Source organism: Oleiphilus sp. HI0128 (assembly GCF_001635365.1).
On sequence record NZ_LWGG01000976.1, the window covers coordinates 24,819 to 37,540 of the forward strand.

Here is a 12,722-nt window from a genome sequence, read left to right on the forward strand (position 1 = left end):
TTATATTTATGAAGTTCTCAAGTTTCGGCGATAAGTTTACCTCAAAGGCCGGCATTACAAGCTTAATGGAAGATCTTGGAAATGCCTTGGCTGGCGACTCAGGTTTAATCATGATGGGGGGAGGCAATCCTGCGCATATTCCGGAAGTGCAGGATTATTTTAAAAATAGATTGCTGGAAATTGTTGAGTCTACATCCGATTTCCAGCAGCTGATCGGTGTTTACGATCCACCACAAGGCAATTTGGACTTCATTAAGTCACTCGCTTCATTACTTAAAGCTGAATATGGCTGGGATATAGGCCCGCAAAATATTGCTTTAACAAACGGCAGTCAAGCAGCATTCTTTATGCTCTTCAATTTGTTTGCAGGGAAGTATTCAGATGGTAGTAGTAAACAGGTTCTGCTACCACTTGCTCCCGAATATATTGGCTATTCCGATGCGGGTTTGGTTGAAGATTTTTTTATATCAAACAGACCAAAAACTGAGGAAATTAACGCAGAGACATTTAAATACCATATCGACTTCGAGAAGTTCCAAATTACTGAAAGCACGGGAGCGATCTGCGTATCTCGCCCCACAAATCCGACGGGAAATGTGATTACAAACTCAGAGATGAGTAAGTTAGACCAGTTGGCACGTGAACATAAAGTACCATTGATTGTTGATGGTGCTTACGGCACGCCTTTTCCAAACCTTATATTTACTGATGCAGAACCAACCTGGAACCAAAATATTGTCCTGTGCCTAAGTCTCTCTAAATTCGGTTTACCTGCTGCACGTACAGGAATCGTTATTGCGGATGCGCCGGTAATAAGCGCTTTATCGGAAGTTAATGCGATTATGAATTTGGCGACGGGTAGCTTCGGCAGCATAATGGCGAAAGATTTAGTCGACAGTAAAAGAATACTCACCTTAAGTAATGAGGTAATAAGACCTTACTATTTGTCTAAAGCTGAAAGAGCGCGCGACCTTTTATGTGAGTTACTTCAGGGTCTGCCTTTCTTAATCCATAAAGTAGAAGGTGCAATGTTTATTTGGTTATGGTTGAAAGATTGCCCCTTAAGTAACCAGGAGTTGTATGAGAAGTTGAAAGACAAAGGTGTATTAATTGTATCCGGGCATCACTTTTTTCCGGGCTTAAGTGATGACAATTGGAAGCATAAATCCGAATGCTTACGAATAACCTATTCACAAGATGATGTTCTGGTCGATAAAGGGCTTCGTATCATCGCTGATGAGATTAAAAGGGCATATTCTGTCTAAGACAGGTAGCGCTTTTGATACTGAAGCGGTGAACACTTGTACCACGTAGAAAATGCGCGGGTAAAACTACTTTGTTCGCTATAACCTAGCAGCAAGGCAATTTCGGAAAGCGTCAGTTTCGGATCTTTTAGGTAATTTATTACCATCGATTTTCTTATTTCCTGAAGAATATCTCTAAAAACTTTACCTTTTGATTTTAAGCGACGATGAAGCGTACGCTCAGACATGTTGATTCGCGAAGCGACGGTATTCGTATCAGCATCACCCTCATGTAAGCAGCGAATAATCGTATCGGTAAGTTCGGCTATAAAGGTGTCGCAATCTGGTAGGCTTATTAGTAAGTCTTCTGCTTGTTTGCCTAGTATGCCGTGAAGTGTGATATCAGAGTGCGGAATTGGAATATCTAGATCACTTACCGAGAAGGCGATAGACAACTTTTCTTGCTGACTGTAAACAGGACAACAAAAATAATTTTTACACGATTTAGCTCGGTCATCACTTAAAGCTTGCGTAAAGTGAATGGCTGAAAGATTTAATTTTTTCGGGAAAATAATCTCATTAACTATCGTCACCATTGCACTAAGTAATAATTCGTCGGAACATTGGCTTGAATAACCGTAATCCGGGTTCCACACCAGGCAAAATGAATTGTCAGGATTTAGTTCCGTGTGTGCAAGACTTCCTGCGTAGATCAAGCCCTGAAATCGTTTGAAGCAAGCTAACGCTTCACCCACGTTTCTGGCCGTGCGAAACAGGTAGCCGAGTACGCCTACATGCTCAACCTTTATATACCTTCCTATTTCAAGGCCCAACGCGTCGTATGGCGTTAGCGCTTCTAATTCTTCTAATAAACGCCACCATTGTGCAAAAGACATATGTTGCTTAGCGGATAAATAGTCAAGCTTCTGTTCATACAACGGAAGACTAAGACCGCTTTGCTTAATAAAGGTCTGTAGGTATCCGACAACATCCCGAGAGATAAAAAAATCATTTAAAGAATTCATAAGCTGATTGTAATGGTGGCGCAGATTGTCAAAAAATATTATTGCTATGACAATAATAGATGCTGCTTGTGGAATAAACTAGCTTTAATTACTGATTAGTTTGAAGGAGCAATTCATGAGCGACTTACTACATGCCTTGGGCTTTATTATGCTTTTTGGCAGCGTGTTTATATCAATTATTTGTCTTGAGGCTTGGTACTGGCATAGGAAGGGAAGAAAAGATGCCTACCATTTAAAGGAAACGCTAACGAATATTGCAACCGGTGGGATTTATAAAATATTCGATGGGATTGCTATTGCCCTGTTTATTCAGGCATTTTATGAGTTTGTTGCTCAATACGGGTTTCAGTATAAAATTGAAGATGGTTTGTTGAGTTACCTATTCCTATTTATCGCATGCGATTTTTTCTTTTATATCTACCACTACGGTATGCATAAAATACGTTGGTTATGGTCAATACATGTAACGCACCATTCGTCTAAAATTATGAATTTTTCTACCGCTTTGCGCCAAAACTTTTTAATGGATGTTAATTTTGGCTGGATGATCTGGTGGTTGCCACTAGCAATCATTGGCTTCGACAAAGATCTTGCTTTAATTGCGATTGAATTAAGCCTGTCTTATCAATTCTTCCTTCATACCGAGCTTATTGGAAGGTTGGGAGTATTTGAAAAGGTTTTCAATACACCTTCGCACCACAGGGTTCATCATGGCTGCAAACCGGAGCAGATCGATACAAACTTTGGTGGCGTGTTAATAATCTGGGATCGCTTGTTTGGAACCTTCGTAGATGAGCGTGATGCGGGTAAGGTTGTTTACGGACTAACTGAGCGACAACCGACAACCCTGAATCCAATTCGCTTGAACCTGGATGAATTTATCCAGATGTTTAAAGATGTTATTCAATATAGGGACCTCAAGATATTCTATAAGTCTCCTGCTTATGTAAATAAGTATCAGTCGTCTAATTTGCATGACGAACCGCGCGATCAAACAATATCCGCTACAAATGTTCCGTAACCTTGTCGTAACGGTCTATAGGTTCTTGCTATGATGGAGGCTCGCAGAAAAGAGTGAAACCCTAATGGTAATTCGATCTATGATTATGGGGGTCTGTATATTGTGTTGTACAGGCTTAAACGCAGAGCTTCGCGTAATGACTTTAAATACCGAATGGCTATGGACCCCTTATGACGGTAAAGCTGACGGTAGTAAAGTGACGATACGAGACATGTCAAAGAAGGATTACCTAACTGAGCTGGCATTCTATGCGAAGCTTGTTAGAGAGCATAGGATAGATATTCTAGCGGTGTCAGAAATTGAAAATAAGTACGTTGCGATCGATTTGGCAAACCGTTTTGGCAAAGACTGGAAAGCGTATTTTACACAGGGAAGGGATACGGCAACGGGCCAAGATGTTGCCTTAATCAGCCGTTTGGAACCAGTCAAAGGTAGTTTAACAAACTACGGCTTCCCTTGCGGAAAAACCAATGGTGTCAAAAAGAAAAAGTGTCTGAGTAAGGTTGTCGGTGCACGCTTCTACTTAGATAATGCTTCCGGGGAGCAAGTCGCAGTTATAAGCTCTCATTTTCTATCGAAGCGAAATGATAGCAAGAGCAAGCGCTTAAAGCGTGAAAGCCAGGCATTGGCGCTGTCGAAAGCCGTTGAACGCGAAGCAAACGATTTTTCCTCGACTAAAGTCGCGAAGGTTATTGCTTTAGGGGATTTTAACGATACAGCGAACTCTACAGTGTTGAAGTTGTTACGAGCTAAAGGCTCCTTATTATCAGCCAGTAGTTGCAGAATGCAAGACAGTATAGAATCTCACTCAAAACCCAAGCACCGCAAGAAGTCTCTAGTTGACCATATTTTGTATCGTGGGTTGACCTGTCTTGATGATTACGCGGTGTCCACCGGCAGCTACTCAGATCATCCAGCGATTGTTGCTATTTTACGTTAACGCCAATTGCTAAGCTTGCAAGCGTTCAAATTGCTTAACTACTTAAATCTTTTGTTTGCGCAAGTATTATCTGCGATTATTATTCGGAGATAGAATTGTTTTAAGAGGGAGTGGTAAATGGTGCTGTTCTGGCCAATTCAGCAAGAGCTTGATTGCATAAGTAATAGCGGTCAAATTCTGGGTAAAATAAAATTTGACGGAGATAAAGAAGAGTACAGATTTTATCCCAATAATGAGTCGCTTGCCTTATCAGGCGCCGAGCAAACCATGATTAATGAGCGAATATCGGGTCTCGAGTCGGGGAAGTATATAATTCCTATGCAGGATGATGATTAATTTGCTGGCTGGTAAGAATACAGACTAGCCTGTCTTCGCTAATCTTTGTACAAAGCTTCTTTTCCATAACTCAGTTCCAAGGCTTGGCGTTCGGCTTTTCTCAGCTTTTTTACGACAAGTTTGTAGGAGTGGTCGATCATTCGTTCAATTTCACCGACAGGGATGCTTCCGTCAAGAATTACGGTATTCCAGTGGAGTTTGTTCATGTGGTAACCGGGCTTTACGGCTTCAAAAAGGTCGCGTAGCTCGTTTGCTTGATCTGGGTCGCACTTTAGGTTCATTTGGGCAATGTTGTCATTAACGCCAAGCGTAGCAAACATCTTAGCCTTAATTTTCGGAACCATAACATCTGGGCCAAAAGGGTAGTCTTCTCTGGCTTCAGGTTTTGATAGTAAGTACTGTTTTGCTGTCTCGTAGTTCATACGCTTCGCCCTTGGCTATTTAAATGTAACTTCTGTGCCGTTAACGTTAGCTGTCTCTAGATGTATTTCATACTCTTCTCCATCTTTCTCGATCTGTGTCATCTTGAGAAGAAGCATAGGGTATTTCTCTGAAACCCATAGGTAGGTCTGGCGTTTGCTGTCATCTGCGCGAACCTTTTTTACGACCAGCGCTTTGGCCTCACCAAGCTTTGTAGTAATTAATTCTTCACCGGTTTTTACGAACGTGCTGGGTCTAAGTTTTTTCTTATGTGCTATTTGGAAATCCAGACGAGGAGAGGGACTGTCTAGCTCTCGTAGAAGTTGCAACTGATAGCTAAGGCGGTCGTAGGTGTTACTGGGTATACCCGTAATTTCCCAGTCTGCGCCTTTGCTACGACCATTAACCATATCTGCCTGCCAGTCGAAATGGACCTTAGCTTTTCTATCTCGGCCAAACATGGGGCTAAGTCTATAGTTGTAGCCTTGTGGTAAAAGGCGGCCATCTTCGAAAGTAAACTGGGTGCTTTCGTTTATATCGGCTACAAAAGAGCGGACATTAAAACTATAGTGCCAGCGGTTTTCATCCATTTTCTTCAGATGTCTAGCAGCCTTGCCTTTGATTTTGATTCCTTTTTTTATATTAGCGCTATAGGTGGCGCTATGAGGAACCAATTCAAAGGAATGTGTGCTAAAGCTAATGCAGGATAGGCTGCTTAGTAGTAACAAGCTGGAAAGAAAGAACTTCATCATTATCTCTTACTTATATTGTTGCTGTTACTTTAGCTTAGCATTCGGTTCTAAAGGCGAGGTGGCCAATAGATTACCAAGAATTATAGGCCTTTTATGTTATTCGTTCGGTCTTGCGTTGGATTGAGCATCAAAGGCTTGGCCCGTTACTTTTTCGCTGTCTTTACCCATTAGATAGAGGTAAACAGGCATGATCTGTTCAGGGCTAGGGTTATTATGCGGGTTTTCTGCAGGGTATGCATCGGCTCGCATATTGGTGCGCGTGGCGCCAGGGTTAATGCTATTCACTTTAATAGTTTTATCTGTCCCATTTAGCTCATCAGCAAGTACTTGCATTAAACCTTCGTTTGCAAATTTGCTGACAGAGTATGCACCCCAAAATGCGCGCCCCTTTCTGCCAACACTAGAAGAGGTGAAAATAATAGAAGCATCTTCGGAGTTTCTAAGTAGTGGTAGCAGCGTCTTTGTCAGCATAAAAGGAGCGTTAACGTTTACCTGCATCATTTTGTTCCAAACAGGTACTTCGTATTGCTCAATACTAGTAAGAGACCCAAGCTGCGCCGCGTTGTGTAAGATGCCATCGATATGAGTGAATTCTGCTTCGATCGAGTTAGCAACGTCGATATAGTCTTTCTCGACAGCGCCTTCCAAGTTCATTGGAATTATTGCCGGCTTTGGGTAGCCTTTGGATTCAATCTCGTCATATACTTTTTCTAGCTTTGAAACGGTTCGCCCCAATAAAATTACAGTTGCTCCATGCTTGGCAAAGCTAAGTGCTGCGGTCTTGCCGATTCCATCACCCGCTCCGGTAACTAAGATGACTTTGGATTGTAGTAGGTCTTTCGGGGCTTGGTAGTCAAACATAGGGGTCTCATATTTACGGTTATATTGGAGGGCGTCGTCATTTCATGATGCCGCTTGCTAATTCTAGTAAAACCAAAGCGGCTTAGCTACAAGATTTCACGCCTATACTGTCTTTAGCGCTTAATTTCTTAAGTAGTAGCTTTTCGCTTTAAAGCCCGGAATATTTATATATAATGACTGGGGGTCACGGCTGTTTTGTCGTGCCGCTATCCATTATTAAATCGCCAAAAGGTAAGTGATGCATGTCTGTTAATACAATAAAAATGAAGCAAATTTTCAATGCGCCAGTCAGTGAGGTATTTGCCACACTTAGTGATCATAATACTTTCGGTAAGATTTGTGGTATCAATATGTCTAGAGTTGTTGATGGTGCTGATGGTGCTAACGGCTTGGGTTCGGTTAGAGAGATCAAGATCGGGATTTTACCGGGCTTTGAAGAAACGATTACTGAGTTTAAACCAGATGAGTTTATTCAATACAAAATCACTAAAGGAAGCCCCATTAAGAACCATGTAGGAGAGCTTAGATTTAGTGAGGAAGGCGGCGCTACAACGCTAGACTACACGATAGAGCTTGAGTCTAAGATTCCACTGACTACCAGTATTATTTCGAAAGGCCTGGAGCAGGGGATCTCTAAAGGCTTGCAGAAGTATGCGCAATCGTTATAGAGAGCAAGGCTCCTTTTAGTTAAACAAGGCCGCGAATTAGCGGCCTTGTTGTATCGACGACGGCTTATTTACTTTCGGTAATGTGCAAGCCGCATTCTTTTTGAGTCGCTTCCTCCCACCACCAGCGACCTTCACGCTCATGCTGGGTAGGCAATACTGCTTTAGTGCAGGGCTCACAACCAATACTGGTAAAGCCTTTTTCGTGCAGTTCGTTGTAAGGCACTTCAGAAAGCCTAATGTAGTCCCAAACTTCTTTAGAGCTCCAATTCGCAAGCGGGTTGAATTTGATTAACTTACGCTCGTCGCTTGAGTTGCCATGATCAATCTCAATAACAGCAACTTCAGAGCGAGTGCTTGGGCTTTGATCTTTACGTTGGCCGGAAACCCACGCATTCAAGGTACCAAGCTTTCTTTTCAAAGGCTCTACTTTACGAATGCCACAGCATTCTTTATGCCCGTCTTCAAAAAAACTGAATAGCCCTTTTTGCTTAACAAAAGCCTCTAGTCGCTCAGCATTGGGGGTCATTAATTCAATGTCGATGTTATAGTGTTGGCGAACCTTTTCAATAAAGCGGTAAGTTTCTGGATGTAATCGGCCTGTATCTAGCGAGAAAACCTGAAGGTCGTCAGTTAGTCGATGAGAAAGCTCAATCAAGGCAACATCTTCTGCGCCGCTGAAAGAAATTGCAATGTTATCGAAGGTGTTCACCGCAAATTTTAGAATTTCGCGAGGTGATTTACTTGAAAGCTCATCATTTAGCTGCTGAACGGCTTCATCGGTAATTGTGGCGGGGTCGTTAAAGTCAATCGACATTATTTGGTCTCTGTATATGCTTTGTTTTAATACTAATGTGGTATTAGCAATATGAGCTCGATTCTAACGAAGATTTTACATTATGCAAGGCGCTAGCTTTTAGTTAGAATAGCGCTTCGAATTTTCACTATCGAAAGATATTAACCTTTATTATAAAGACGGAGTGCGTCGTGGAATTAGTTTGTCTTGATTTAGAAGGGGTATTGATCCCTGAAATATGGATAGCATTTGCTGAAAAGACCGGAATAGAAGAGCTTAAGGCGACCACTCGTGATATACCAGATTATGACGTATTGATGACTCAGCGCCTTCGTATCCTTGAAGAAAACGGTTATGGTCTTAATGAGATTCAAGCTGTTATCGCTGAACTCGATCCGCTTCCAGGTGCTAAAGAGTTTATTGACTGGTTGTCTACTCGCTTTCAGGTAATTATTCTTTCTGATACGTTTTATGAGTTTGCAATGCCGCTAATGGCAAAGCTAGGCTTTCCAACACTATTCTGTCATAAGCTTGAAGTGGCTGAAGATGGAAAGATTACTGACTATGTTCTTCGCCAGAAAGACCCTAAGCGTCAGTCTGTTAGAGCCTTCCAATTATTGAACTATCGTGTAATTGCAGCAGGCGACTCTTATAATGACACAACTATGCTGAAGCAGGCTGAAGCAGGCATCCTGTTTAAGTCACCTCAGAATGTGATCGATGAGTTTCCTCAATTTCCAGCAGTTCATGAATATGCTGATCTTCAGGCAGAGATTTTAAAAGTTAGCCTGACGCAAAATTCCTAAGCAATAAGTTCCGGGCTTAGTGACTACGCAATAGTTCCTCAGCCCTGGTTTTTTATTGGCGAATACCCTCTGCTGACCTACAATGGTTGCAGCATATAAATTTCACCTAATGAGCATTTTAATGACCAAGAAGCCAGATACTGATCTACAACATACTCCTGTCAGCGAAAGCGATCTTGACGAAAGCTTACAAGCTGAAAGTAGTGCCACGGCTCCTGTTGGTGAGCGCCTACAGAAGGTTCTTGCGCAAGCCGGCCTTGCTTCTCGCCGTGAGCTAGAACGCTGGATTAGTCAGGGCCGAGTGAAGGTAAATGGTGAAGTTGCTTCATTGGGCTTGCGGGTTGTACCAAGTGATAAAGTTTATGTAGATGATCGTTTTGTAAAAATGCCTAGAAGGTCTGAACAAGAATATAAGGTTATTGTTTATTCCAAGCCTGAAGGGGTTGTCTGTACACATTCTGACCCTGAAGGGCGACCAACCGTCTTTGATAACCTGCCGAAGCTTGAGGGGCAGCGCTGGATATCGGTAGGTCGTCTGGATATTAATACTAGCGGTTTGTTGATTTTGACAACCGATGGCGAATTAGCTAATCGCTTAATGCATCCATCTTACGGTGTTGATCGCGAGTACGCAGTTCGGATCCATGGTGAAGTCGATGGCGCGATGCTCGAAAGACTTAAGCAAGGTGTGTTACTCGATGACGGACTTGCCAAGTTTACCGACGTTCAAGAATACGGTGGCGAGGGCCGCAATAAGTGGTTTCACGTTGTTGTCATGGAAGGTCGTAATCGAGAGGTTCGTCGCTTATGGGAGTCTCAGGAAGTTCAGGTAAGCAGGCTTAAGCGTGTACGCTACGGCTGTATATTTATGCCAAGTCGTTTAAAGGTTGGCGCCTGGGAAGAGCTTAAGGTTAAGGATATTAACGAATTGCGAGATTTGGTTAACTTGCCTCCTATCAAGCATAGGCAGAAAACTAGTCAGGAAATCGCTAAAGAAAGCAGGGCACACACTAAAGCGGTTAAGAAAGGCGTTAAGCAAGCTCGACGTCCTAGTAAGCGGAGATAGTGATTTTAAAAATCTCCCTAATGTAAGAAAGTTGCTGTAAGCCCCAGATTTTGTTGATTATTTATACAAAAATCACGCTTTTAAGAAATACTGCATTTTCTTTACAATAAAGTGTTGACGACCATCAGTTAAGGCGATAATATTCGCGCCGTTGATGAAGTTCCCCGATAACTCAGTTGGTAGAGTAGCGGACTGTTAATCCGTTTGTCGCTGGTTCGAGCCCAGCTCGGGGAGCCAACTTCATAACCCTCAAGCACAAATACTTCCCTAAAATTTCCCCAAATTTAGATTCTACTAAACACTAAGATACGCGCCGGTGTTTTCGAATTGATGCTTTTTGTTGGTCTGTAAAATGAAGCTTCTGAGACTATTCAACTATTGCAACGGACTTGATTTGGGCCCATACCTTTAGTCCGGCAATTAAATTTAGTTGGTGAACGGATTTTCGAGTTACTCGGGCAATTAACTTGCTGCAACCAATATTTAAACTTACTAAAGCCATAGAAGAATCTTTTTCATCTATTTCGTCGATTACTGCCGGTAATAGATTAAGAATGCTACTGTTTTTCGATTGACTTAAAGTGATGCTGACATCCTTTGCTAATATACGCACTCTAAGTTCTGCGCCATGCCCTAGCCCCTTATTGTGAATCCATATGCGTTCGCCTTCAAAGTCTACGGCTGCGAGGTTCCATTGTTCATCTAGCTCGTTAACTCGCCCTTGGATGATAATACCTGTTTCATTTCCTAAATAGTCGGCTGTCTCTAGATTAGAAAGCACATCTGAAACCTTACCTTGAGTGCTAAGCTTTCCGTTTTCAAGTATTACTAAGTGGTCAGCAAGTTTAGCGACTTCGTTTACCGAGTGAGTGACGTATAAAATTGGTATACGAAATTCTGATCGAATCTTTTGAACGTAGGGAAGGATTTCGAGTTTTCTGGCTTTATCTAAAGAAGCTAATGGCTCATCCATTAATAAGAGTTCAGGCTGAACAAGTAAAGCTCTGGCAATCGCAACTCGCTGGCGTTCTCCTCCTGATAATTCATCGGGCTTCTTGTTTAGAAGAGCTTCGATTCCGAGAATTGAAAGAACATGCTCGATACTGATACGCTTTGCGCTGCTTTTGCTGGCGCGCTTAATAGCATATTCTAGATTGCCTATTGCGCTTAAATGAGGGAATAACTTGGCGTCCTGGAATACATAACCAATTGGACGCTTGTGGGTTGGCAAAAAAGAGGTCGAGCTTTGCCATTCAGCTCCGTTTATGACTAGAGATCCGCTTGCGTGCTCTAAGCCTGCGATGCAGCGTAATAGGCTTGTTTTCCCTGAGCCGGAATGCCCAAAGATTACATTAATTCCGTCCCCTGGAAGCGTGGTGTTGATTTGTAGCTCGAAGGGCTTGCCATTGCGCGGGCTGCGTGTGGAGTGGAGGTTGATCGCGATTGTAGGCTTATACTCCATTTTTCAGTCCACCAAAAAGATTTTGCCTTCTGTTAAAACTGTATAAGCAAAGCAGCACGATAAAGGAAAATATAACCATAATGCCGGCTAAGCCGTGGGCCTGGGAGTATTCCAGCGCTTCTACATGGTCATAAATCTGAACAGAAATAACGCGCGTCTCATCCTGAATGTTTCCGCCAATCATCAAAACAAGCCCAAACTCGCCAACAGTATGCGCGAAACCAAGAACTGCGGCCGTTAAAAAACCTGGCTTACACAAGGGAAGGGTTACCGTAAAAAAACGATCAATTGGAGAGGCTCTAAGGGTGGCGGCAGCTTCGATGGCATCATCACCTAGCATTTCCATAGCATTCTGTATTGGTTGCACAACAAAGGGCAGCGAATAGATAATTGAGCCAAGTACAAGCCCCCAAAATGTAAAGGGGAGCGTGCCAATGCCCAGACTCTGGGTCATTTCACCAATATACCCGCTTGGTCCCATTGCGATCAAAAGGTAAAAGCCTAGTACCGTGGGGGGTAAAATTAAGGGTAGAGAGACCAGGGCAGATACAGGTACTTTTAGCCAAGATTTTGTGCGGGCAAGCCACCACGCAAGTGGCGTGCACATGACTAATAAGCTGATCGTAACAACTGTAGCAAGTTTTAATGTGACTAATATGGCTGAATAATCTGCTTCAGAAAAAAACATATCGCTGCTTAATTGTGCTGATTGTCTAGAGTGGTGTCGGGCACGTTATACGAAAAGCCTTGTATTATCTCCCTAGCTTTGCCTTGTTTAAGATAGTTATAGAAAGCAATGGCAGCAGGGGACTTGTTTGCTCGACTTAGTAGAATAGCATCCTGCTTTATCGGATCATATAGCTCAGAGGGAATAGAAATACATGCTTCTGGCTGAATATTGTCTGAAGAGTTTGCTTGAGCTTTTGCAATAAAGGCTAGGTTAACGTTACCACTGACCAGAAACTGGAAAGTTTGCGCAATATTCTCGCCGCGAATCCATTTGTTACGATCAGTTTGGTCTATTTCAAGTTGTTCTAATACTTGTTGGGCAGCGCGTCCATAAGGGGCAAGCTTAGCATTAGCTAATGCTATTTTCTTAATCTGCGGCGCTTTTAGTATATTTGACAAACTGGCGTCAGAAATAGGGGTGTTAGCGCATAGTGCCAGCCGTCCGATCGCATAAGTGAACTGTGACTCTGGTAGGGTAAGGTGCTTAGCGCTGAGGAAGTGTGGTGACTTTTGATCGGCCGACAAGAATAGCTCGAAAGGAGCGCCGTGAGTAATTTGTGCGACCAACTTACCCGACGATCCATAGGAGGCATGGATCT

Annotated in this window: 15 protein-coding genes and 1 tRNA gene; 8 read left to right on the plus strand and 8 right to left on the minus strand. The window is 42.7% G+C overall.

Going from position 1 to position 12,722, the window contains the following annotated elements:
- Positions 1 to 8 precede the first annotated feature (8 nt).
- Positions 9 to 1,265 (plus strand): valine--pyruvate transaminase, encoded by a 1,257-nt coding sequence (locus tag A3763_RS16150; RefSeq protein WP_068567122.1) that lies wholly within the window; start codon positions 9 to 11, stop codon positions 1,263 to 1,265.
- On the opposite strand, the gene A3763_RS16155 is transcribed toward A3763_RS16150, so the two are convergent.
- On the minus strand, positions 1,262 to 2,269 hold the full coding sequence (locus A3763_RS16155; protein ID WP_068510326.1) for an AraC family transcriptional regulator: 1,008 nt from the start codon (positions 2,267 to 2,269) through the stop codon (positions 1,262 to 1,264). The genes A3763_RS16150 and A3763_RS16155 overlap by 4 nt on opposite strands.
- A gap of 115 nt (positions 2,270 to 2,384) precedes the next feature.
- Between A3763_RS16155 and A3763_RS16160 the strand changes: the two genes are divergently transcribed.
- From A3763_RS16160 to A3763_RS16170, 3 genes are all read left to right on the plus strand, one after another.
- Positions 2,385 to 3,290, plus strand: coding sequence for a sterol desaturase family protein (locus tag A3763_RS16160; RefSeq protein WP_068510320.1), 906 nt, complete (start codon positions 2,385 to 2,387; stop codon positions 3,288 to 3,290).
- A 64-nt stretch (positions 3,291 to 3,354) separates the two neighbouring features.
- Positions 3,355 to 4,230, plus strand: a complete 876-nt coding sequence (locus A3763_RS16165; protein ID WP_068553365.1) for an endonuclease/exonuclease/phosphatase family protein — start codon at positions 3,355 to 3,357, stop codon at positions 4,228 to 4,230.
- A gap of 117 nt (positions 4,231 to 4,347) precedes the next feature.
- Positions 4,348 to 4,566 carry a hypothetical protein gene (locus A3763_RS16170; protein WP_068508004.1) on the plus strand — a complete coding sequence of 73 codons (219 nt, stop codon included), beginning with the start codon at positions 4,348 to 4,350 and terminating at the stop codon, positions 4,564 to 4,566.
- 38 nt (positions 4,567 to 4,604) lie between these two features.
- On the opposite strand, the gene A3763_RS16175 is transcribed toward A3763_RS16170, so the two are convergent.
- From A3763_RS16175 to A3763_RS16185, 3 genes are all read right to left on the minus strand, one after another.
- Entirely contained in the window at positions 4,605 to 4,988 is a 384-nt protein-coding gene (locus tag A3763_RS16175; RefSeq protein ID WP_068508006.1) for an MmcQ/YjbR family DNA-binding protein, read from the minus strand.
- Positions 4,989 to 5,003: 15 nt separating this feature from the next.
- The gene (locus A3763_RS16180; RefSeq protein ID WP_068634336.1) at positions 5,004 to 5,738 is read right to left on the minus strand and encodes a DUF3108 domain-containing protein; all 735 of its coding nucleotides are present in this window, start codon (positions 5,736 to 5,738) and stop codon (positions 5,004 to 5,006) included.
- Between the two features lie 96 nt (positions 5,739 to 5,834).
- Complete coding sequence (locus tag A3763_RS16185) at positions 5,835 to 6,599, minus strand: YciK family oxidoreductase (protein WP_068510315.1); 765 nt, start codon at positions 6,597 to 6,599, stop codon at positions 5,835 to 5,837.
- Between the two features lie 242 nt (positions 6,600 to 6,841).
- Between A3763_RS16185 and A3763_RS16190 the strand changes: the two genes are divergently transcribed.
- Positions 6,842 to 7,267, plus strand: coding sequence for an SRPBCC family protein (locus tag A3763_RS16190; RefSeq protein ID WP_068510313.1), 426 nt, complete (start codon positions 6,842 to 6,844; stop codon positions 7,265 to 7,267).
- A 64-nt stretch (positions 7,268 to 7,331) separates the two neighbouring features.
- Here the strand turns inward: A3763_RS16190 and A3763_RS16195 are convergent, their stop codons facing one another.
- Positions 7,332 to 8,081: a phosphoadenylyl-sulfate reductase gene (locus tag A3763_RS16195; RefSeq protein ID WP_082880493.1), complete on the minus strand. Its 750-nt coding sequence runs from the start codon at positions 8,079 to 8,081 to the stop codon at positions 7,332 to 7,334.
- A gap of 170 nt (positions 8,082 to 8,251) precedes the next feature.
- Between A3763_RS16195 and thrH the strand changes: the two genes are divergently transcribed.
- From thrH to A3763_RS16210, 3 genes are all read left to right on the plus strand, one after another.
- Positions 8,252 to 8,866 carry a bifunctional phosphoserine phosphatase/homoserine phosphotransferase ThrH gene (gene thrH, locus A3763_RS16200; RefSeq protein WP_068510311.1) on the plus strand — a complete coding sequence of 205 codons (615 nt, stop codon included), beginning with the start codon at positions 8,252 to 8,254 and terminating at the stop codon, positions 8,864 to 8,866.
- A 121-nt stretch (positions 8,867 to 8,987) separates the two neighbouring features.
- Complete coding sequence (gene rluB / locus A3763_RS16205) at positions 8,988 to 9,932, plus strand: 23S rRNA pseudouridine(2605) synthase RluB (RefSeq protein WP_082880495.1); 945 nt, start codon at positions 8,988 to 8,990, stop codon at positions 9,930 to 9,932.
- Between the two features lie 161 nt (positions 9,933 to 10,093).
- A tRNA-Asn gene (locus A3763_RS16210) sits at positions 10,094 to 10,169 on the plus strand.
- 130 nt (positions 10,170 to 10,299) lie between these two features.
- Here A3763_RS16210 and modC read toward each other — a convergent pair.
- The 3 genes from modC to modA all read right to left on the minus strand — a co-directional run.
- Positions 10,300 to 11,394, minus strand: coding sequence for a molybdenum ABC transporter ATP-binding protein (modC, locus tag A3763_RS16215; RefSeq protein WP_068510309.1), 1,095 nt, complete (start codon positions 11,392 to 11,394; stop codon positions 10,300 to 10,302).
- On the minus strand, positions 11,384 to 12,082 hold the full coding sequence (modB, locus tag A3763_RS16220; protein ID WP_068510307.1) for a molybdate ABC transporter permease subunit: 699 nt from the start codon (positions 12,080 to 12,082) through the stop codon (positions 11,384 to 11,386). Before modB ends, modC begins: the two co-directional genes overlap by 11 nt.
- An 8-nt stretch (positions 12,083 to 12,090) precedes the next feature.
- A partial coding sequence (gene modA, locus A3763_RS16225; RefSeq protein WP_156495127.1) for a molybdate ABC transporter substrate-binding protein occupies positions 12,091 to 12,722 on the minus strand: 632 nt, incomplete at its 5' end.

What these genes read in the sequence shown, in the direction of transcription:
- A3763_RS16150 (WP_068567122.1), top strand. Translation starts at nt 9, where the DNA reads ATGAAGTTCTCAAGTTTCGGCGATAAGTTTACCTCAAAGGCCGGCATT.
- A3763_RS16155 (WP_068510326.1), bottom strand. Translation starts at nt 2,269, where the DNA reads ATGAATTCTTTAAATGATTTTTTTATCTCTCGGGATGTTGTCGGATAC.
- A3763_RS16160 (WP_068510320.1), top strand. Translation starts at nt 2,385, where the DNA reads ATGAGCGACTTACTACATGCCTTGGGCTTTATTATGCTTTTTGGCAGC.
- A3763_RS16165 (WP_068553365.1), top strand. Translation starts at nt 3,355, where the DNA reads ATGGTAATTCGATCTATGATTATGGGGGTCTGTATATTGTGTTGTACA.
- A3763_RS16170 (WP_068508004.1), top strand. Translation starts at nt 4,348, where the DNA reads ATGGTGCTGTTCTGGCCAATTCAGCAAGAGCTTGATTGCATAAGTAAT.
- A3763_RS16175 (WP_068508006.1), bottom strand. Translation starts at nt 4,988, where the DNA reads ATGAACTACGAGACAGCAAAACAGTACTTACTATCAAAACCTGAAGCC.
- A3763_RS16180 (WP_068634336.1), bottom strand. Translation starts at nt 5,738, where the DNA reads ATGATGAAGTTCTTTCTTTCCAGCTTGTTACTACTAAGCAGCCTATCC.
- A3763_RS16185 (WP_068510315.1), bottom strand. Translation starts at nt 6,599, where the DNA reads ATGTTTGACTACCAAGCCCCGAAAGACCTACTACAATCCAAAGTCATC.
- A3763_RS16190 (WP_068510313.1), top strand. Translation starts at nt 6,842, where the DNA reads ATGTCTGTTAATACAATAAAAATGAAGCAAATTTTCAATGCGCCAGTC.
- A3763_RS16195 (WP_082880493.1), bottom strand. Translation starts at nt 8,081, where the DNA reads ATGTCGATTGACTTTAACGACCCCGCCACAATTACCGATGAAGCCGTT.
- rluB (WP_082880495.1), top strand. Translation starts at nt 8,988, where the DNA reads ATGACCAAGAAGCCAGATACTGATCTACAACATACTCCTGTCAGCGAA.
- modC (WP_068510309.1), bottom strand. Translation starts at nt 11,394, where the DNA reads ATGGAGTATAAGCCTACAATCGCGATCAACCTCCACTCCACACGCAGC.
- modB (WP_068510307.1), bottom strand. Translation starts at nt 12,082, where the DNA reads ATGTTTTTTTCTGAAGCAGATTATTCAGCCATATTAGTCACATTAAAA.